Annotated in this window: 19 protein-coding genes and 1 riboswitch; of the genes, 15 read left to right on the top strand and 4 right to left on the bottom strand. The window is 38.7% G+C overall.

Annotated features, from left to right (window positions below; all coding sequences use genetic code 11):
• The first annotated feature begins 60 nt into the window (after window positions 1-60).
• From gatB to AC04Q1_RS02450, 5 genes are all read left to right on the top strand, one after another.
• Window positions 61-1,524: an Asp-tRNA(Asn)/Glu-tRNA(Gln) amidotransferase subunit GatB gene (gatB, locus tag AC04Q1_RS02470; RefSeq protein WP_478361486.1), complete on the top strand. Its 1,464-nt coding sequence runs from the start codon at window positions 61-63 to the stop codon at window positions 1,522-1,524.
• Window positions 1,524-2,636 carry a redoxin domain-containing protein gene (locus AC04Q1_RS02465; protein WP_478361484.1) on the top strand — a complete coding sequence of 371 codons (1,113 nt, stop codon included), beginning with the start codon at window positions 1,524-1,526 and terminating at the stop codon, window positions 2,634-2,636. The genes gatB and AC04Q1_RS02465 overlap by 1 nt, the downstream gene beginning before the upstream one ends.
• A gap of 103 nt (window positions 2,637-2,739) precedes the next feature.
• The gene (locus tag AC04Q1_RS02460; protein ID WP_478361482.1) at window positions 2,740-3,429 is read left to right on the top strand and encodes a response regulator transcription factor; all 690 of its coding nucleotides are present in this window, start codon (window positions 2,740-2,742) and stop codon (window positions 3,427-3,429) included.
• 257 nt (window positions 3,430-3,686) lie between these two features.
• A complete protein-coding gene (locus AC04Q1_RS02455; RefSeq protein WP_478361480.1) occupies window positions 3,687-4,409 on the top strand; it encodes an RluA family pseudouridine synthase in 723 nt (240 codons plus the stop codon).
• A 76-nt stretch (window positions 4,410-4,485) separates the two neighbouring features.
• Window positions 4,486-6,276: a chloride channel protein gene (locus AC04Q1_RS02450; protein WP_478361478.1), complete on the top strand. Its 1,791-nt coding sequence runs from the start codon at window positions 4,486-4,488 to the stop codon at window positions 6,274-6,276.
• A 153-nt stretch (window positions 6,277-6,429) separates the two neighbouring features.
• Here the strand turns inward: AC04Q1_RS02450 and AC04Q1_RS02445 are convergent, their stop codons facing one another.
• Window positions 6,430-7,833: a sigma-54-dependent transcriptional regulator gene (locus AC04Q1_RS02445; protein ID WP_478361476.1), complete on the bottom strand. Its 1,404-nt coding sequence runs from the start codon at window positions 7,831-7,833 to the stop codon at window positions 6,430-6,432.
• Window positions 7,834-7,938: 105 nt separating this feature from the next.
• Window positions 7,939-9,186, bottom strand: a complete 1,248-nt coding sequence (locus tag AC04Q1_RS02440) for a serine hydrolase (protein WP_478361474.1) — start codon at window positions 9,184-9,186, stop codon at window positions 7,939-7,941.
• Between the two features lie 220 nt (window positions 9,187-9,406).
• Window positions 9,407-9,600, top strand: a riboswitch (cobalamin riboswitch).
• 98 nt (window positions 9,601-9,698) lie between these two features.
• Between AC04Q1_RS02440 and AC04Q1_RS02435 the strand changes: the two genes are divergently transcribed.
• From AC04Q1_RS02435 to AC04Q1_RS02405, 7 genes are all read left to right on the top strand, one after another.
• Window positions 9,699-11,564, top strand: coding sequence for a TonB-dependent receptor plug domain-containing protein (locus tag AC04Q1_RS02435; protein ID WP_478361472.1), 1,866 nt, complete (start codon window positions 9,699-9,701; stop codon window positions 11,562-11,564).
• Window positions 11,565-11,604: 40 nt separating this feature from the next.
• On the top strand, window positions 11,605-12,195 hold the full coding sequence (locus AC04Q1_RS02430; protein WP_478361470.1) for a DUF6580 family putative transport protein: 591 nt from the start codon (window positions 11,605-11,607) through the stop codon (window positions 12,193-12,195).
• Window positions 12,196-12,326: 131 nt separating this feature from the next.
• Window positions 12,327-13,268 carry an ABC transporter substrate-binding protein gene (locus AC04Q1_RS02425; RefSeq protein WP_478361468.1) on the top strand — a complete coding sequence of 314 codons (942 nt, stop codon included), beginning with the start codon at window positions 12,327-12,329 and terminating at the stop codon, window positions 13,266-13,268.
• A 24-nt stretch (window positions 13,269-13,292) separates the two neighbouring features.
• Window positions 13,293-13,979 carry an SIR2 family NAD-dependent protein deacylase gene (locus AC04Q1_RS02420; RefSeq protein ID WP_478361466.1) on the top strand — a complete coding sequence of 229 codons (687 nt, stop codon included), beginning with the start codon at window positions 13,293-13,295 and terminating at the stop codon, window positions 13,977-13,979.
• Entirely contained in the window at window positions 13,969-14,694 is a 726-nt protein-coding gene (locus AC04Q1_RS02415) for a Dph6-related ATP pyrophosphatase (protein ID WP_478361464.1), read from the top strand. The genes AC04Q1_RS02420 and AC04Q1_RS02415 overlap by 11 nt, the downstream gene beginning before the upstream one ends.
• A gap of 130 nt (window positions 14,695-14,824) precedes the next feature.
• Window positions 14,825-15,337, top strand: coding sequence for a YMGG-like glycine zipper-containing protein (locus tag AC04Q1_RS02410; protein WP_478361462.1), 513 nt, complete (start codon window positions 14,825-14,827; stop codon window positions 15,335-15,337).
• A 67-nt stretch (window positions 15,338-15,404) separates the two neighbouring features.
• Window positions 15,405-15,770: a Dabb family protein gene (locus tag AC04Q1_RS02405; protein ID WP_478361460.1), complete on the top strand. Its 366-nt coding sequence runs from the start codon at window positions 15,405-15,407 to the stop codon at window positions 15,768-15,770.
• 656 nt (window positions 15,771-16,426) lie between these two features.
• Here the strand turns inward: AC04Q1_RS02405 and AC04Q1_RS02400 are convergent.
• The gene (locus AC04Q1_RS02400; protein WP_478361458.1) at window positions 16,427-16,678 is read right to left on the bottom strand and encodes a hypothetical protein; all 252 of its coding nucleotides are present in this window, start codon (window positions 16,676-16,678) and stop codon (window positions 16,427-16,429) included.
• A 23-nt stretch (window positions 16,679-16,701) separates the two neighbouring features.
• Entirely contained in the window at window positions 16,702-17,391 is a 690-nt protein-coding gene (locus AC04Q1_RS02395) for a DUF3291 domain-containing protein (RefSeq protein ID WP_478361456.1), read from the bottom strand.
• A gap of 128 nt (window positions 17,392-17,519) precedes the next feature.
• On the opposite strand from AC04Q1_RS02395, the gene AC04Q1_RS02390 reads away from it, so the two are divergent.
• Genes AC04Q1_RS02390 through AC04Q1_RS02380 form a run of 3 tightly spaced genes read left to right on the top strand, consistent with a single transcriptional unit; the run spans window position 17,520 to window position 19,162 of the window.
• A complete protein-coding gene (locus AC04Q1_RS02390; protein ID WP_478361454.1) occupies window positions 17,520-17,999 on the top strand; it encodes a GAF domain-containing protein in 480 nt (159 codons plus the stop codon).
• 14 nt (window positions 18,000-18,013) lie between these two features.
• Window positions 18,014-18,619: a DNA-3-methyladenine glycosylase gene (locus AC04Q1_RS02385; RefSeq protein WP_478361452.1), complete on the top strand. Its 606-nt coding sequence runs from the start codon at window positions 18,014-18,016 to the stop codon at window positions 18,617-18,619.
• Window positions 18,620-18,673: 54 nt separating this feature from the next.
• The gene (locus AC04Q1_RS02380) at window positions 18,674-19,162 is read left to right on the top strand and encodes a pyridoxamine 5'-phosphate oxidase family protein (protein ID WP_086546385.1); all 489 of its coding nucleotides are present in this window, start codon (window positions 18,674-18,676) and stop codon (window positions 19,160-19,162) included.
• Window positions 19,163-19,167: the final 5 nt, after the last annotated feature.

Genomic DNA, 19,167 nt, shown 5'->3' with positions numbered 1-19,167 from the left:
TAATATTTAACCACAGATTTAATCTGTGGTTATTAAACTTATAACAACACGAAGCTTTAAATGCCTTTACAAGAAATAAGCCCCCAAACTGCTTTCGAACTCGTTTCAGGACTAGAAATCCACGTTCAGTTAAATACAAGTACAAAAATATTTTCTGCTGATAGTGCATCTTTCGGGGCTTTGCCGAATCAAAATATATCTACTGTTTCGCTGGCCTTGCCTGGTGCACTGCCTAAATTGAACAAAGAAGTTGTTGCAAAAGCAATCCGCATCGGACTGGCCTTAAACTGCACTATTAATCAGGTAAATCATTTCGACAGAAAAAACTATTTCTATGCCGATCTGCCAAAAGGCTATCAGATCACACAGGACAATCAACCGATCTGTGTAAATGGTTTTTTAGAACTTCAATTGGCTGACGGCTCAACGAAGAAAATCGGGATTAACCGCATTCACCTGGAAGAAGATGCAGGCAAAAGCATTCACGATCAGGATGAAAACTATTCTTTAGTGGACCTAAACCGTGCCGGAGTACCTTTAATCGAGATTGTAACTGAGCCTGATATCCGCAGTTCGGAAGAGGCTTCTGTTTTGCTTAGTGAAATCAGAAAATTGGTGCGTCACTTAAATGTAAGTGATGGCAATATGGAAGAGGGGAGTTTGCGCTGCGATGCCAATATTTCCATCCGACCGTTTGGTACCACTGAATTCGGAACGCGCTGTGAAGTAAAAAACCTAAACTCTATGCGTAACGTACGTAGAGCAATGGATTTCGAATTTGGCCGACAGGTGGAAGTGATTACCAATGGAGGAAGGATTATTCAGAGTACTTTAAACTTTGATGCAGATAAAGGCACTACTTCACCAATGCGTACAAAAGAAGAAGCAAATGATTACCGTTATTTTTCGGATCCCGACCTTCAGCCAGTCCGTATTTCTGACGCCTGGTTAGCCGAGATCAAATCTTTAATGCCAGCCTTGCCAAATGAGATATCACAACAAATGATCTCGGAATTTGGGATTAGCAAAGCCGATGCCGCGCTTTTTGCAGAGGATTTAGAGCTCTTAAATTACTTTAACGCGGCACTGCCAGGTGTTAATCATAAAAAAAGCTTGATCAATTGGTTAATCGGCCCAATTAGAGCGGTTTTAAATGACAAGGGTGTTACCATTGCCGATTTTAAAGTTAATCCTACACAGCTGGCCGAAGCTATCAACCTGGTTGATGATAAAAAAATAACACAGCAAATCGCTGTTCAACAATTGTTGCCTGCCGTTGAACTACAGAAAAATGCGAAGGTTACTGATTTGGCACAGTCGTTAAACCTGCTCATTACCGAAAACGGAGATGAACTGAGCAGTTTTATTGATGAAGTGTTAAATAAATATCCTCAGCAGGTGGAAGCGTATAAAAAAGGTAAAAAAGGCGTTTTAGGGTTGTTTGTTGGTGATGTGATGAAACTGGCCAAAGGCAAAGCTGATGCTAAAAAATTAAATGAATTAATACTTGAAAAACTGAAATAATGAGACTAAAACAATTGAGCCTGATCATGCTGATCGCGATTGCCTTTACTGCATGTAAACCCAAAGATAGCTTTACAATCGACGGAACTTTCCAAAATCCAGGAACGGAAAAGAAGGTGTTTTTATATGGCATGCAAAACAGCAACATGATAGCGGTTGATTCGACCAACCTATCTGAAAAGGGCGAATTTAAATTCATCCGCAAAACTCCATCAGTTGATTTTTTCAGGGTATCGGTTGGCAACCACGAGTTTATGCTGATTGCAAAAAATGGCGACGACATTAAATTAGAAGCTGATTTAGCCGATAAAACAATGGCTTATAAAATTTCTGGCGCAAACGAAGTAGATAAACTATCTGAACTAAATACCATCAGAAACAATTTTGCAAAACAGGTTGAAAAATTACAGGCCGATTTTGAAGCAAAGGTAGCTACCCAGCCCCAAAATAGGGCAGCTGTTTTAGAATCGATGAAACCTCAATATGAATCGTACATCAACCAATTAAATACGCAGATCATTAAATTTGCTAAAGACAATAAAGGTACGCTTGCGAGTTTCTATGCCATGAATACTTTAAGTCCACAGGAATTTGAAGCCGAACTGGTGCAATTTGCCGACGAAGTTAAGGATGAAATTAAAGGCAATGCTACGGTAGATGCTTTTGTAAAACAGATGGCGCAGCTAAAAGCCGTTCAGGTAGGGCAGATTGCCCCTGCATTTACGATCAATACGGCAGATAACAAACCAGTTAGTTTATCAAACTATAAAGGAAAATATGTATTAATTGATTTCTGGGCATCATGGTGTCAGCCTTGCCGTCAGGAGAACCCAAACGTGGTTAAAGTGTACAATGCATATAAAGATAAAAACTTCGATATCATTGGTATTTCATTGGATACAGACAAAGCAGCCTGGTTAGGCGCAGTGAAAGCAGACGGATTAACATGGACACATGTTTCGGAATTAAAAGATTTTAACGGAGAAACAGTTAAAAAATATCAGGTTCAAGCTATTCCAACTTCTTACCTGGTTGATCCTAATGGAAAAATCGTAGCTAAAAACCTGCGTGGGGATCAATTGGAAGCCTTTTTAGCTAAAACGTTACGTTAAAACAAATTCCATGTTAAACTAATTTAAGTAATTAACAATTTCTTAACTTAGGCTTAACTAAATATTGCATCATAGACACTACTTTCGTAACAAATATTTAACTATGAATAACGCAGGTCAGAAAATATTAATTGTTGATGATGAACCAGATATTCTGGAGCTTATTGAATATAACCTTAAAAAAGAGGGTTATCAGGTTTTCACCGCGACCAATGGCCAGGAAGGAATTACTGTTGCGAAAAAGGTTCATCCAGATTTGATTATCCTGGATATTATGATGCCTAAAATGGATGGAATTGAAGCTTGCCGTTTAATGCGTGCAATCCCAGAATTCAAGAATACTTTTATGGTTTTCTTAACCGCCAGAAGTGAAGAATATTCTGAAATTGCAGGTTTTAATGTTGGTGCCGACGATTATATCGCAAAACCGATTAAACCACGTGCTTTGGTTAGCCGGATCAATGCCATTTTAAGAAGAAATTCCGGAACGGAAGAGGTATCTGAAAACAAACTGGAAATCGGCGATTTAGTAATCGATCGTGAAGCGTATTTGGTTTTCCAGAGTGGGAACAAAGTGGTATTGGCTAAAAAGGAATTTGAACTTTTATATTTATTGGCTTCAAAACCTGGAAAAGTTTATACACGGGAATCGATCCTTAAAAATATCTGGGAAGATTCTGTTGTGGTAACCAATAGGACTATTGATGTACACATCCGCAAATTAAGAGAAAAATTAGGCGAAACTTATGTATCTACCGTTAAAGGTGTGGGTTATAAGTTTGAGTTATCTTAAATTGATAATTATAAAAGCTAAAGTTATTAAGCCGCTCTGATCAATAACAGAGCGGCTTTTTTGGAGTTAAAATTTTCAATTAGATCCTTAAACAACCCGACAGCGATCGGGTTCAGAAGGACGATATGCGTAAAGAATTCGTCATGCTGAATTCATTTCAGCATCTTTCCAGAATGTGGTTCTCAAATAAATTCAGGGCGACGACCGCCTTAAAAAAATAAAATCGTATTTTTGCGCTTCATTAATTACAGCACAGCTTGAAGTTTCCAAATTTTAAAGACCTTATTCTTTTCGAAGACAACGATTTTATTGTGATCAATAAACCTCCATTTTTAGCCTCACTCGACGAACGAGGCGGATCAGGAGAAACCAACGTATTACGCTTAGCGAAGCAATATAGCGATGATGCACAGGTTTGTCACCGTTTAGATAAAGAAACCTCAGGGGCTTTAATTATTGCTAAAAATCCGGAAGGGTACCGTCATGCTTCTATGCAGTTCGAAAGGAGAAAAGTGAATAAAACTTATCACGCGGTAGTAGACGGACATGTCATTTTCGATCAGTTAACAGTTGATTTACCGATCTTAAATGATGGCAATAAAAATGTAACCATTGATAGGACCGATGGCAAAAGAGCCGAAACCATTTTCGATTCGTTAAAATATTACAAACACTATACTTTAGTAGAGTGCAAGCCAATAACCGGTCGTATGCACCAGATCCGTATCCACCTGGCTACCCAAAGGGCAGCCATTGTTGGTGATGATATGTACAAAGGGAAGCCGGTTTTTCTTTCTTCAATTAAGAGAGGTTATAAACTAACCAAAGGTGAAGAGGAGCAGCCCATCATGAAGCGTTTTGCCTTACATGCCAGACACCTTGTTTTTAAAGGACTGGATGATCAAGATATCGTGATTGATGCACCATATCCAAAAGATTTTGCTACCTTAATTAAGTTATTGGACAAATTTGATGCATAAAAGAAGCCTTTAAATTGGCTTCTCCTTTTGTTTTTGTTACTTTTGGGCCATTCGCCCTCTATTAAAAAACAATAGAATGTACATCAGATTTGTAAATTACCTTGATCAGATTAACCAGTACCGAAAATCTAAAATATCAAACCGTAATTTCTTAATTATCCTTGCCGTGGTGGTTGGTGTTTTAGCCGGGTTAGCGGCTGCCGCCTTAAAAAGTTTAACCCACCACATCGAAGAATTTCTTCAATCAGATTGGCACTGGAAGTATAAATACTACCTGTATTTTATTTTTCCGATGATCGGTATTTTTTTAACGGTATTGTATATTAAATACTTTATCCGCAAAACAAAGTTCGAAACGGGCTTAACGCCATTACTTTATGCCATTTCAAAAAAATCGAGCAAAGTTGAAGCACATAATATTTATTCGCAGATTATCACTGCCGCCGTTACGGTTGGTTTTGGTGGATCTACAGGATTGGAAGCACCAATCGTAACCAGTGGATCGGCAATAGGCTCTAATCTCGGTCGTTTGCTGGGTTTGTCTTATCGCGAAATTACCATGTTGGTGGCCTGTGGAGCAGCAGCAGGTATAGCAGGTGCATTTAATAGTCCAGTGGCTGGTATTGTATTCGCTATTGAAATTTTGTTGCCAGAGTTTACCATTCCGGCATTTATTCCTCTATTACTTTCTGCAGCAACAGCCGCAGTGGTAGCCAGATTATTCTATACCCAACAGCTTTTCTTTTTGGTTACAGAAGGGTGGAAGGTCAACGCTCTGTTTTACTACGTCATTTTGGCCTGTTTTATCGGACTGTTCTCCATCTATTTTACCAAAGCCAATTATGCCGTAAAAGGATTGTTCTATAAAATAAAACATCCTTATACCAAAGTTATTGTGGGTGGTTTAATGCTTGGCGCATTGGTATTTCTATTTCCGACCCTTTATGGCGAGGGATATATTACCATAAAAGGTTTGTTAAAAGGTGATTATCAAACTGTCATCAACAATAGTATTTTTGCCGACTACAATACAATTCCCGCTTTGGTTGTACTGTTTACTGCAGTTACCATTTTTATGAAATCGATTGCTACTTTGGTGACTTTAGGTGCAGGTGGTAATGGCGGAACCTTTGCACCCAGTTTAATTATGGGTGGTTTAATCGGGTTTATCTTTGCCTATATGGTTAACCTATCAGGTATTGCACAATTAAATGTTTCGAACTTTATTGTTGCGGGTATGGCCGCAGCCTTAGGCTCGATTATGCACGCACCGTTAACCGGTATTTTCCTCATTGCCGAAATTACCGGTGGCTACATTCTGATGGTACCGCTGATGATTACAACTGCGATTTCTTATGCCATAAACCGCAGTTCGCAAAAACATTCTATTTATACCAAAGCACTGGCAGATAAGGGCGAATTATTATCGCATGAGGATAAGGATACCACCGTTTTAAACCAGATGAAACTTAAATATCTGATTGAGAAATCTTATCCCCAGTTAAATATGAACGATGTGATTTCGGTAAAAATGAATGAAATCATGCAATCGCACAAAAACATCTGTGCGGTTACCGACGAAGTGGGCGATTTTAAGGGAATCATTTATGTGGAAGAGCTGTTTAACGAAATGATGAACAATCCTGATAAGGGTACATTACTTGCCGCCCAATTGGTTCAGCCTGCACCAAATGTGATCACTGAAAATGATGACCTGAAAATGGTTCTGGAGAAAATGGAACGGGATAATGTTTGGATTTTACCAGTATTAACTGCACAAAACCAATATTTGGGTTTTGTTTCGAAAACAGCGATTTTTAATAAATACAGAGCATTGCTGATGAGGCAGAATGATTATATGGGCTAACCAAATTTCCTAAAGGAACTTTAAATTCCTGTGCCGATATCAGTTGCATCAAAATATTATAAAAAAAGCTGAAATGATTAAGATAAATCTGCTCATTTCAACTTTAATTTATAAAAAAAGTACATTTGGCTACCACCCTTTCAGATGCTGGGGTTACTCCGCTCTTTTCAAGCCAAATTTTTCAATTTTACTGTATAAATGGCTCCTTTGAATATCAATTTCATCTGCTGTTTTTGATACGTTCCAATTGTTTTTCTCCAATTTGAATTTGATAAACTCGCGCTCTGCGTGATCTTTATAATCCTGGAAGTTATTAAACGAATCAAAAGAAGAGGCTAAGGCCGAACCTCCGGCACCGGCAATCTGCGCACTGGTTGCGGCACCAATATTAGTTCCTCCTCCCGGATTGGCAAAAGCACGCACATCATTTTCGGTAATTACCCTATCACTTAATATGATCAGGCGTTCAATCATGTTGTGCAGTTCACGTACGTTACCGGTCCATGGTAAAGCTTTTAAAGCCGCCATACCCGTTTCATTTATTTTTTTTACGGGCATTCCATAATCACTACAGATGCTCTCCAAAAAGTTCTGTGCAATAACCGGAATATCATCTGTACGTTCTGTTAAATGCGGAACATGGATATTAATTACGTTTAAGCGGTGGTATAAATCCATACGGAAATTGCCATCTTCGATTTCTTTCAATAAATCTTTATTGGTTGCGGCTAAAACACGGACATTCACTTCAATTTCTTTTTCTCCGCCTACACGCGAAATTTTATGCTCCTGTAAAGCACGCAAAACCTTTGCCTGGGCAGAAAGGCTCATATCACCGATCTCATCCAGGAATAAAGTTCCGCCGTTGGCCAGTTCAAATTTACCGATACGCTGCTTAACAGCTGAGGTAAATGAACCTTTCTCGTGACCAAACAGTTCACTCTCAATCAGTTCAGAAGGAATAGCGGCACAGTTCACCTCAATTAAAGGACTATCAGCACGATTTGACTTTTCGTGTAACCAACGGGCTACAAGCTCCTTACCACTACCATTTGCCCCGGTAATTAATACACGGGCTTCGGTAGGGGCAACACGCTCTATCGTTTCTTTAATTTTAGAAATGCTTTCCGATTCACCTAAAATCTCACGGGTTTTACTTGCTTTGCGCTTTAAAACCTTGGTTTCGGTAACCAGATTTCCACGGTCTAAACCATTACGAACAGTAATTAATAAACGGTTTAAATCAGGTGGTTTCGAAATAAAATCGAAAGCGCCTTTTTTACTCGCTTCAATGGCCGTTTCAACTGTTCCATGACCAGATATCATAATAAAAGGAAGATCAGGCTTGATGAGCTGTGCCTGTTCGAGCACTTCCATACCGTCCATCTTGTTCATCTTGATATCGCAAAGCACCAGATCGAAATTTCCTTTTTTGATCATTTCGAGGCCATCGATACCATTATCGATATCTTCAACATCGTAATTCTCATACTCCAGAATTTCACGTAAGGTACTCCTTATCGCACGTTCATCGTCAATTATTAATAATTTAGCCATTAGAGATGTATTCTTTTATTTCTGATGCGAATATATTATTTTTTAATTAATGTATAGTTTTTTATACAATTTATTGGCTATAAACCCTAAAAGGGGAAAAAGGTTTTAATTTCTATAGTCCATTTTAAACTTACTTAAGTCTGGTTTCGCTTTTTTGGCTCTTTTTAATTCAAGATCGTGAATGGTTCTGCCCAGGTTTTTCATAAAGGGAAAACAAACCGTATCGTACTCATATTTATTATCGTTGAAGATGCCATCTTCATTGCTCTGTACCACAGCTGTGAGAAAATATTCGATTCTATTTTTAAAATCAACGAAATAAGAATTGTCGATAATGTAGCCATAACTGTCGCCATATTTATTAAAGATCCTGATATTTGGATCGGGCATTACCTGTTCTCTTCCATAATACAGCATTTTGGCATAGGTAGCCCAAAATTCTTTAGGATCGTATTTCGGGAAATCACTTTCTGTTGGGTATTTACTCATATAAGTATAAATCAACTTATAATCTTCCGGACTAAGGTTAAACCTTTCTTTTGCTGGAAAAGCTTCAGGGAAAATCAGTTTTCGCATCAGTTGTTGTTGGTCGTTAATGGCGAAGGCATTTTTCCCTGCCAGGCTGAAAGGCTTATTAACCAGTTTATCGGTACTATCCATATATCCCGTGCCCATTACCAGATTGCTTAATTTGAGCTCGTAGTCTTTTGGATCGTATTGAGCAACCTGATTATACACCAATTGTTCGCCATTATAAAATTTGATGGGATTGCTATGTTTAGCCGGTTCACCGGCATCACCAATGGCCAGGCGGTTTAAAATCCTGCTATTGTTTAATCCGTTTGTCTTTAGTTTTTCGTTAATCTCGGCACGGCCTATAAATTCAAACAAACGGTTAAAAGCGTCGTTATCGCTGGTGAGCAAAATCTTTTTTACATAATGTTCAATAGATGGCAAGCCGTTTTTAGCGCTGCTATCCTTTAAAACCTTGGTTTGGCCTTTATAAGCGCTATCCGTAATCATCGTACTTTTAGCTGTCAATCCAGTACTTTTCAATCGGTTTACTTTCTCTAAGGCAAAGATTACTGCAGCGAGTTTGACTGTACTGGCCGGATAAAAATATTGATGGGGATCTAAATTGTAACTAAATGTTTTAAAGGTTGGCTTATTCTTCGCATCGCGGTTAACCTGCGTGTAAAGAATCTGGATCTGGTTTTTATCCGGATGGTTGAGTACCGCGGAAAAAAGTTCTGGTTTGGCTTCCATCAATCTCTTCAGAAAAACAGTATCCGTTTTTTGTGCCATAGTGCCTAAGCTTAATATAGAAAACGCAAGGGTTGCAATCCTTCTCATGGTTTAAATTTTGATTCCTAATTTAGCTTTTTCTATTAAAACCATCATTTTCCATCATGCATTTTACATGGTTTTCATCAAGCAATTATATAAAAAGCACAAGCGATAAAATGGAATGCACAGGCAATAATACAGAATGCGGGTCTGATCGATTAACGGTGTCAAAAAGCAGATTAGTATATGTCAAAGAATGCAGCCAAAATTAAAGTCCTTTTTTTATTACATTTGCACTGCTTTTGGTTTCCGGCTTTACAACCGGGATTAAAAGGGAATACAGTGTAAATCTGTAACTGTCCCGCAGCTGTAAGCTCTATAACGTTTTTCAATCCATAAGTCACTGTCCGATTCACTACGGGGCGGGAAGACAGAAAACCGGGAGTAAGTCAGAAGACCTGCCTTTAGCATTTAATTTCATAGCTTTCGGGGATTGAAGCTAGGATTGAGATATTAACGTTGTTCGTATTTTCATTTCCTTTTCTCATCTGTTGGCTGTGGGCAAAACTCACAATCAAATGAACAAAAAAAGAATGCTAACTGTAGCCGGTTTAGGCCTTGCGCAGTTAATGATTGGCCAGGTGGCTGATGCGCAAACTCCAGACAGTTTGCAGCTTAAAGATGTTGTTATTTCTGCAACAAAAAACGATCAGAAACAATCGCAAACGGGTAAAGTGGTTACCATTATCAGCCGTGAGGTATTGGAACGCAGTAATGGCAAATCATTACCTGATTTACTTACCGAACAGGCTGGTATTGTAATCAGTGGCGGCAATAGCAATCAGGGCAAGGATAAAAGTATATTTACCAGGGGAGCGCTTGGTGGCTACACCCTGGTTCTTATTGATGGTATTGTACAGAATGATCCTGCAAGTGTTAGTGGAACATTCGATTTACGCTTATTCTCCATCGATCAAATCGATCATATCGAAATCTTGAAAGGCGGTCAGTCTACCATTTACGGATCTGATGCTGTTGCGGGTGTAATCAATATTGTAACTAAAAAGGGTGGTAATAAAGGAAATACCATTTATGGGGTGGCCAGTGCCGGAAGTTTCGAAACTTATAAAGGAACGATTGGTTTAAATGGTGGTGTGGAAGGTTTTTCTTACAACATTAACTATACCCATCTTAAAACCGATGGAATTTCTGAAGCCGCGGTACCATTCGGAAGCACTGCCATTTTTGATAAAGACGGATTTAAAACTGATGGTTTAAACGCCAATTTCGGGATCAGACTGGACAAACATTTTTCCGTTAATCCATTCTTGCGTTATTTCTATGGCGATTATAAAATAGATGAAGATGCATTTACTGATGGTTTACCCACTAACAAGTCTATTTTGAAACAATTTAGCGCGGGTTTTAACTCCGAATATAAATTCAATACGGGTAAAATAACGCTAAATTATAGTCACGAAAGCAATTCGAACGATGTAAATTCGAGTTATGGAGGTTTTGAAAGTAAATTCTTAAACTTCGGAAAGCTTAATGTGGTTGATTTGTTCTACAATCAGAAACTGGGCAGTAAGCTAGACTTACTTGTTGGTATAGACAATAGAAAAATGAAGTTGATTACTGATGCCAAAAACCCTACCACCAATATCTTCGCCGCTTATGGCTCATTGTTTTTACACAATTTAAGTGTTTTTAACCTTGAGGTAGGCGGACGTTATAACAAACATGATCAATATGGCGAAAACTATACTTACTCTGTTACCCCGAGTATTAACATCATTAAAGAAGTAAAACTTTTTGGAACGGTATCTACTGCTTTCAAAATTCCAACTCTGAACATGTTATTTGGCCAGTATGGTGCAAACCTGGACCTGAAACCGGAAAAATCTCAAAATTATGAAGCAGGTGTAAACTTTAGTTTTGCTGATGATCAGTTTAGTTTACGCCTTGCGGGTTACAAACGTGATTTAACTGATGCAATTGTGTATACCACAGGTTACTTTAATGAAGGAAATCAAAAATATAAGGGTTTTGAAGTTGAGCCAGCAGCAAAATTTAGTGTTTTTAACGTAAATGGTTATTATGCCTATGTTGAAGGAAATACAGGAACAACGGATTATTTAATCCGCAGACCAAAGCATACGTTTGGTATTAATGCGGGTGCCCAGGCAACGAACAACTTATATGTTAGCGCCAACTTCCGTTATTTTGGCAAGCGTTTCGATACCAATTTTATATCGTATTTAAACGAGGAGATGCCATCGTACTACCTGTTTAATGCATATGCCGAATATGCATTGGCTAAAAAACGTGTGAAAGTATTTTTTGATGCAAAAAATATCCTGAACAAAAAATATAGTGAAATAATTGGTTATAATACACCTGGTTTCAACTTTAATGCAGGTGTAAGTTTTAATATCCATTAATAAAATTTAACTTTGCTGTATAAATATTAACCAAAATAAAATGTCTCATTTAAAATTTAATCCACGCACATTAATTTTATTGTTGATGATATTGGCCATAACGGCTTTCCGTTTGCTGGTAACATTTAACTCAGATGAATTAAAGTTTGCCAATTTCTCATCAATAGGAGCGGTAGCTTTATTTGGAGGTGCATATTTTAAAGATCATGTTAAAGCCTTCGCTTTCCCATTATTGAGTTTGTTTTTAAGTGACTTCATTTTGTCGGCCACTATTTTTAGTAAATACAGCAGTGGTTTTCTTTACGAAGGCTGGTACTGGACTTATATCGCATTTGCTTTAATGGTTTTGGCAGGCAGATTATTACTTAAAAAAGTAAACGTAGTAAACTTATTGGCATCAACATTAACTATTGTTGTCATCCATTGGGTGGTAAGCGATATTGGGGTATGGTTTCAAAATCCGGCATATACACAGGATTTGGCCGGTTTTTGGGCATGTTTAGTAAAAGCAATTCCCTTCGAAATCAGATTCTTAGAAGGAACAGTTATTTATGGCGCTCTGCTTTTTGGTGCTTTTGAAGTTTTGAAAGCAAAATACCCGGTTTTAAAACTGCAAACGCAAGAGTTATAAGGATCCTTTGATGGTGAGTAGCTCACCACTTATATCAAAAATACTACAGAAATCCTCTTTTGATTAAATTCAAAAGGGGATTTTTTTTACCTTAGAACATCAATTCCATTTTACCTATTACATTTTCCATCATGAAAGTTGTTTCCTTTTTACCTGCCGCCACCAAAATGATTTACGATATGGGCCTGCAGGAATACTTGTACGGTGTAACCTTCGAATGCCCTAAAGAGGCTGCAGATCAGCCAAAGGTTGTCCGTTGTATACTCGAAGGCAAAAACTATTCGAGTATCGAAATCGATCGGATTTTTTCCGCTTCTAAGGCACAGGGAAAAAGTTTGTACTGGGTAGATGATGAACTGTTAGAAAGTATCGCCCCCGATGTGGTTTTTACCCAGGACATCTGCGAGGTTTGTAATATTGATACCGTTTGCACCGAAACGGCCGTGATGAAGCTAAGTAAACAACCTACACTGGTAGCTTTGTCGCCAAATAACCTGCAGGATGTTTTTGAGTGTGCCATTACCATTGCCAGGGCGTTGGGGAAGGAAGAAGTAGCACTAAAATATCTGACAGGTTTACAAAAGAGGACAGATCATATTTTAGATCAGCTTAGGGCGAACCGTGCACCCTTAAAAAGGATTATGGTGATGGAATGGATCGAACCGATTTACAACTGCGGCCATTGGATTCCATTCCAGATTGCAGCTGCTGGCGGGGTAGATATGCTCTCTAATCCTGCAGGAGATTCCATTGTTACCCCTTGGGACAAAGTGCTGAGATACAATCCTGAAGTTTTAGTCATCGCTCCATGTGGCTTTGATCAAAAAAGAAGTCTGGAAGAAATGCAATTGCTGACCGCAAAAACAGGTTGGGACAATCTGGAAGCCGTAAAAAGCAATCAGGTGTACATTGCCGATTTCGATATGTTTACCCAACCAAGCGTGGGTACTTTAGTAGAAGGAATCGAAGCTTTAGCCTGTATGTTTTATCCTGAGCTATTTAAAGCGGATGAAAACATAGCTAAAAAGTTCATCAACCTTTACCAATCTGTGAAATCACTAAAATCAGTGTAATCATTTAAATCTGTGTAATCATATATGAAAGTAGTTGTTTTAACTGGAGCAGGGATCAGTGCCGAAAGTGGGTTAAAAACTTTTAGGGATGCTGATGGCCTATGGGAAGGCTATAATGTTTATGATGTTGCCACCCCGGAAGCCTGGGAAAGCAACCCAGAATTGGTACAGCAGTTTTATAATGAGCGGAGAAGTCAGGTTTTAGCGGCAGAACCCAACAAAGCCCATCAAATATTGGCCGAACTGGAAAAAGATTTCGATGTCGAAATTATTACCCAAAATATCGACGACCTGCACGAAAGGGCAGGTTCAACCAAAGTTACGCATCTTCATGGTGTAATCACCAGATCTCAATCAGATGTAAAGGCCGAGTTAACCTATCCTATTGTTGGTTCCGAAATCAAAATGGGAGAATTGTGCGAACTGGGGTCGCAATTGCGGCCGCATGTAGTTTGGTTTGGCGAAGCTGTTCCGATGATAGAAGTGGCTGCTAAACTCTGCAAACAGGCCGACATATTTGTATTGATAGGCACATCTTTAGCAGTTTATCCGGCAGCAGGTCTGATAGATTTTGTTCCATCTGTGATCGACAAATATATCATTGATCCGAAAACACCAGATGTAAAACGCTATAAGAATGTAATCAATATCGAGAAAAATGCCGTAGATGGTGTGGCAGAACTAAAAGAAATTTTAGCCAATGAGAGATAAAAAGATCTGCATTTTTAACTGGAGCGGGGGTAAAGACAGTACTTTGGCACTTCATTATGCACTACAAGACCCTACCATTGAAATCCGATACCTGATTACTACGGTTACCGAAAAATACAACCGCATTTCAATGCATGGGGTGAGGGAGGCATTGCTGCTCAAACAGGCTGAAAGTATTGGTATTCCACTGTATCAGATCCGCCTGGGAGAAATGCCCGACATGGATACCTACAATAATACAATGAAAATGCACCTTCTTAAGTTTAAGGAAGAAGGCATTACGCATTCTATTTTTGGCGATATTTTTTTAGAAGACCTCCGCTTATATCGCGAAAACAAATTAGCGGAAATAGGTCTGAAAGCTATTTTTCCGCTGTGGCAAAGAAACACAAAGGCATTGATTGAAGAATTTGTAAATCTGAGCTATAAAACCATCATTGTTTGCACCCAGCAAAATCTCGAAAATATTTGTGGAAAAGTAATCAGCCTGGATTTGGTTGAGCAATTGCCCGATGGTATTGACCCTTGCGGAGAAAATGGAGAGTTTCATACTTTCGCTTTTGAAGGACCAATTTTCAGGAATAAGATCGCTTTCACCATTGGAGAGAAGGTATTTCGAACTTACAATGCGCCAAACAAAACCGATGCAAATGAAGACTCACCATGCTCAACCACAGCACTTTCCGGCTTCTGGTATATCGACCTGGTGGAATAATTTTTCATTTTCAAAACATTTTGGCATCATTTTTTCTTTACTACATATAATTAACTAAATCACACATTCCATTGAAACCTGTTTAGCGAGGTTAGGTAGTTAAACAAGCGTCAAGTAAAAATTAAGAGTTATGAAAAAGATATTGGTAGTAATCGCATTAAGTTCATCAGTTTTATTTGCCTGTAACAATAAGGCAAAAGAAGAAGCTGCATTAAAACAACAACAAGCAGAAAAAGAATTGGCCGTTAAAGCTGTAAAAGACAGTTTAAGGTTAGATAGCTTTAATAAAGCTGCTGCTGCAAAAGTAGAACAGGAAAAAGAGGCCAAGCATCAGGCAGAATTAGTAGCGGCCAGAAGAGCAGGCGCAGCGTCATCAAGATCGTATGCAAGCTCAGGTAGTAGTTCTAGCGGTACTTCTAGCGGCGCATATGGTGGTACTCAACCTACGGCTAAGAAAAAAGGCTGGAGTGATGCTGCAAAAGGTGCCGTAATTGGCGGCGTTGGTGGCGCAGTTGGTGGTGCCTTAATTGATAAGAAAAAAGGTAGAGGTGCCATTATCGGTGGATTAGTTGGAGCTGGTGGCGGTTATTTAATCGGAAGAGGTGAAGACAGAAAATCAGGCCGTGTGCAGCCTAAAAACTAAAAAAGGTTTTTAATTAACTATAGTATTGGCCCCGATATAAATCGGGGCTTTTTTTGTGTCCCAAAAAATGATTTATATATTAGCGAAAAAGAACCCCATGACAGAAACCCATAACGCAGATAAAGGCCAGATCCAACACTTCGTGATGTTCTGGTTAAAACCTCAGTTAACCAAAACTGAAATTTCAGATTTCGCCAACTTCTTCGAAAGTTTAAAACCAATAAAATATATTAAAACATTAAGTTATGGCTTAGCAGCTAACACACCTGTACGTCCGGTTACCGATAATTCTTTTACCTATTCGCTTACCATTACCTTTGCCAACATTGCAGATCATAATGCTTATCAGGAAGATAAAACACATTTAGATGCTGTAGAAAAATTCTCTAAAAACTGGTACAGGGTAGTGGTGCATGATACCTTGGTTTCTTAATACGAGATTTTCATTAGTTTAGCGACCGAACATGTAGAACACTGAAAACTTCTTTCGGTAGTTCCATTGAACGTGTTTAAGGTGCACTTTGTCCCAAATTTAACTACACTTGTGCTGTTAATCAGGCAAGGAGTACAGATAACAAATCCCTATCGTCACATCGCCCTGAATCCGCTTCAGGGCCTTTTCCATTATGTTTATTCCACATCACCCTTTGTTTGTCACAAAGTGTGATTCCTTAGGAATAGGGATGATGTATGAGAAAGCAAATTTTATCACTATTTATTTCTTCCCACGTTCCGTCATTTTGAGCAAGGTGTAAAAAGTCGGAAACCATGCAGTGCTCAGTATAGGGAAAGCATTCGGTTGTGATGACGATTCATCGTACGCTGTCGGCTGTTTCTACTAACCAATCAACCAATACCAAATGAATCACTAACCTACAAAACCTCCCATTTATTTGGTGAAAATACTACACGAAATTATATTTTGTATTCTTATATAAGAATCAATATATCAATGATTTATGTAGTTTTAATTAAATAATAATGAACGGTTGAGATTATTTTCGACAAATAAATAGCCCGTAAATTCAAAATTTAATTCTGTTTTATATATTAATCTTCGGTAAATCAATTTTTTATATGTGGTATTTGTTAGTATTGATGTCTGTTATATGCAGTTGTGAAATCTGAGCGCATGACCTTAAATCGTTCGATCACTGTTTGGATAAATTCTTCATCAATAATTTCGAACACGTCGTTCACCCCTCCGCCACTCAGGTCAAGTTCAGCCAGTTTATAACTTTGCTCAAAGGTTCCCTGCTCAAACTTTACGATGTATTTCTGGTTCATCGAAAAAATGGTAATCTTACATTCCGGATGCGGAAGCTCTGCTACTACTCTCATTTGCTTATTGATTAAATTTTTATTTATATGTCAATGGAAACGCCATTCAGCGTACCCCAGCTATCTACAATTGCGAATCGGGCAAATAGTTCTTCCTTATACCACTCCCGCTCCCTGGTAAGCCTGATTACATCGGTATGGTCAAAAGATTTGTATGCATAGTTTTTCATGCTTTCTGCGTCAGTCCAGATCGAAAAGGTAGCCTGATCAAAGAATGGGTTTTCGCCTATTCCTGCAGAAAGGATAAAACCGGGAGCAATCCGCATGGCATCTGCTGCTCTTTTAACATTGCGCCTAAACTCTTTTAGCTTGTTAAATTTAATGGCCGCTCTTGTAATTACTGCAACTTTTCCAATATGGTTTTTGTTGGATTCGTCAACTTTAAAGGGCTCTACCTTAGACCATAACCCGTGACTGGATAAAGGATTCAGTAATATCGTAAAACTTTCGATCCCAAATAACCTGAACCATTTTATAACAACCGAATCAGCGTAAAAATTATCACAATTCTTACGGTCATCCCAGGCAGTCAATACCGCCCAGTGTCTGTAATCCGGGGCAATATCTACCTGCGCATTTTTTCCGCTTCCCATTAATTTCCAGAATCTACAGTGTTTATTTAACCATAGTGGCAACCTTAAAGCCGCCATGCCTATAAATGCAAAAGGAACGGTCAGGCTACGGAATCTGGTAATGGTTAAGGCTACAATCATAAATCACGGTTAATAGGCCAAAACTAAGGAATTTTAAATAGCCTGTCGTTCAAATTTTCGTCATTAAAACTAACTACGGCTTAACATCTCACAAATCATGATTAACTTTGACCATAGACAAAATAAAAATGGCAGAAGATTTAACCATTACCAGAAATATATCAAAGGAAGAACAATACCAATCAATTATCCCGCAAATAGAGGCTTTACTCTATGGTGAAACAGACTTTATTGCAAACCTGGCAAACGTTGCTGCAGCCCTTAAAGAACAGTTTAATTGGTTCTGGGTAGGATTCTACCTGGTTAAGCAAGATGAGCTCGTATTAGGCCCATTTCAAGGTCCGGTAGCATGCACACGGATTAAAAAGGGCAAAGGGGTGTGCGGTGCATCATGGGAGCAGGCTGCAGCCATCATTGTTCCGGATGTAGATGCATTTCCAGGTCATATCGCCTGTGCATCTGCTTCAAAATCCGAAATCGTATTACCACTGATCGTCAATGGAGAAGTAATGGGCGTTTTAGATGTGGACAGTGACGAATTAGATAAATTTGATGACACAGATCGATCTTATTTAGAGCAGGTTATAACCATTATATTAAACAGATAGTTAATTTCTTTATCTTGAAATTAAAAGAAGAATATTACCTCAGCGAAGATGTGGTCGGCCTGGCTAAAGATCTATTGGGCAAAGTTTTGTATACCAGAATCAATGATAAAATCACTGCGGGCATTATCGTAGAAACTGAGGCTTATTTCGGTATTAAAGATAAGGCTTCGCATGCTTATGGTGGGCGCCGGACGAACCGAACTGAAACGATGTACGGAAATGGCGGGATCGCTTATGTGTATCTCTGTTACGGGATGCACAACCTTTTCAATATTGTAAGTTCGAAAGAAAATGATCCACATGCCGTCCTCATAAGAGGCATTGAGCCCTTAATTGGCATCGATATCATTGAAGAAAGAAGAAATATGTCCCATACCAAAGGTGCGATTTCAGCCGGGCCAGGTTCTGCAGCAAAAGCATTAGGTATAGACAAAACATTCAATGCAAAAAATCTTATGGGAGATGAAATCTGGATTGAGGATCATTCCATCCACTATCAAGAGGAAGAAATTGCCGCTACGCCACGAGTTGGCATTGCTTATGCCAAAGAACATGCATTGTTACCATGGCGGTTCTTTGTTAAAGGTAATAAATATGTAAGCAAACCAAATAAGGTTTAATTAACAGAAACCTTTTAGCGTACTTCCTGTTTTTCTTTATAAACGATTATAAAAATGAAAAACGAGAAAAACATAGCGATCCTGAAAGAAATGGCCGAAAGTGTGCGTACCTGTATGTTTACCACATTTTCTTCCGGAGATGAATTTGGAAGCAGGCCAATGGGTACAGCGAAAATTGAAGATGACGGAAGTTTATGGTTTTACACCAACGAATATTCGCCAAAGTCAAAAGAAATTTCGAAGGAGAATAATGTGCTGTTGGCCTATAGCGACCCATCTAAAAATACTTACCTCACGGTAAAAGGCAAGGCGGAATTGGTGGACGACAAAGTGCGCAAAGAGGCGTATTTCTCACCTTTTATTAAAGCCTGGTTCCCTGACGGAATAGAAGATCCAAGATTAATCCTGATAAAGGTTACTCCTGAAGAGGCTGAATATTGGGATGCTTCCGCCTCAAAAATTGTGGTGCTGTTTAGTATTTTAAAAGCAGTAGTCACTGGTGATACGCCGGATTTAGGCAAACACGACACGATAAAATTTTAACAAAA

This window comes from Pedobacter humicola (genome assembly GCF_056490705.1).
This window is presented reverse-complemented; position numbering and strand designations above follow the sequence as displayed.

Bases quoted from the DNA above. Each gene is read 5' to 3' on its own strand.
- AC04Q1_RS02450 (WP_478361478.1), top strand. From the start codon at position 4,486: ATGTACATCAGATTTGTAAATTACCTTGATCAGATTAACCAGTACCGA.
- AC04Q1_RS02445 (WP_478361476.1), bottom strand. From the start codon at position 7,833: ATGGCTAAATTATTAATAATTGACGATGAACGTGCGATAAGGAGTACC.
- AC04Q1_RS02425 (WP_478361468.1), top strand. From the start codon at position 12,327: ATGAAAGTTGTTTCCTTTTTACCTGCCGCCACCAAAATGATTTACGAT.
- AC04Q1_RS02435 (WP_478361472.1), top strand. From the start codon at position 9,699: ATGAACAAAAAAAGAATGCTAACTGTAGCCGGTTTAGGCCTTGCGCAG.
- AC04Q1_RS02465 (WP_478361484.1), top strand. From the start codon at position 1,524: ATGAGACTAAAACAATTGAGCCTGATCATGCTGATCGCGATTGCCTTT.
- AC04Q1_RS02430 (WP_478361470.1), top strand. From the start codon at position 11,605: ATGTCTCATTTAAAATTTAATCCACGCACATTAATTTTATTGTTGATG.
- AC04Q1_RS02405 (WP_478361460.1), top strand. From the start codon at position 15,405: ATGATTTATATATTAGCGAAAAAGAACCCCATGACAGAAACCCATAAC.
- AC04Q1_RS02440 (WP_478361474.1), bottom strand. From the start codon at position 9,186: ATGAGAAGGATTGCAACCCTTGCGTTTTCTATATTAAGCTTAGGCACT.
- AC04Q1_RS02380 (WP_086546385.1), top strand. From the start codon at position 18,674: ATGAAAAACGAGAAAAACATAGCGATCCTGAAAGAAATGGCCGAAAGT.
- gatB (WP_478361486.1), top strand. From the start codon at position 61: ATGCCTTTACAAGAAATAAGCCCCCAAACTGCTTTCGAACTCGTTTCA.
- AC04Q1_RS02410 (WP_478361462.1), top strand. From the start codon at position 14,825: ATGAAAAAGATATTGGTAGTAATCGCATTAAGTTCATCAGTTTTATTT.
- AC04Q1_RS02395 (WP_478361456.1), bottom strand. From the start codon at position 17,391: ATGATTGTAGCCTTAACCATTACCAGATTCCGTAGCCTGACCGTTCCT.
- AC04Q1_RS02400 (WP_478361458.1), bottom strand. From the start codon at position 16,678: ATGAGAGTAGTAGCAGAGCTTCCGCATCCGGAATGTAAGATTACCATT.
- AC04Q1_RS02415 (WP_478361464.1), top strand. From the start codon at position 13,969: ATGAGAGATAAAAAGATCTGCATTTTTAACTGGAGCGGGGGTAAAGAC.
- AC04Q1_RS02390 (WP_478361454.1), top strand. From the start codon at position 17,520: ATGGCAGAAGATTTAACCATTACCAGAAATATATCAAAGGAAGAACAA.
- AC04Q1_RS02460 (WP_478361482.1), top strand. From the start codon at position 2,740: ATGAATAACGCAGGTCAGAAAATATTAATTGTTGATGATGAACCAGAT.
- AC04Q1_RS02420 (WP_478361466.1), top strand. From the start codon at position 13,293: ATGAAAGTAGTTGTTTTAACTGGAGCAGGGATCAGTGCCGAAAGTGGG.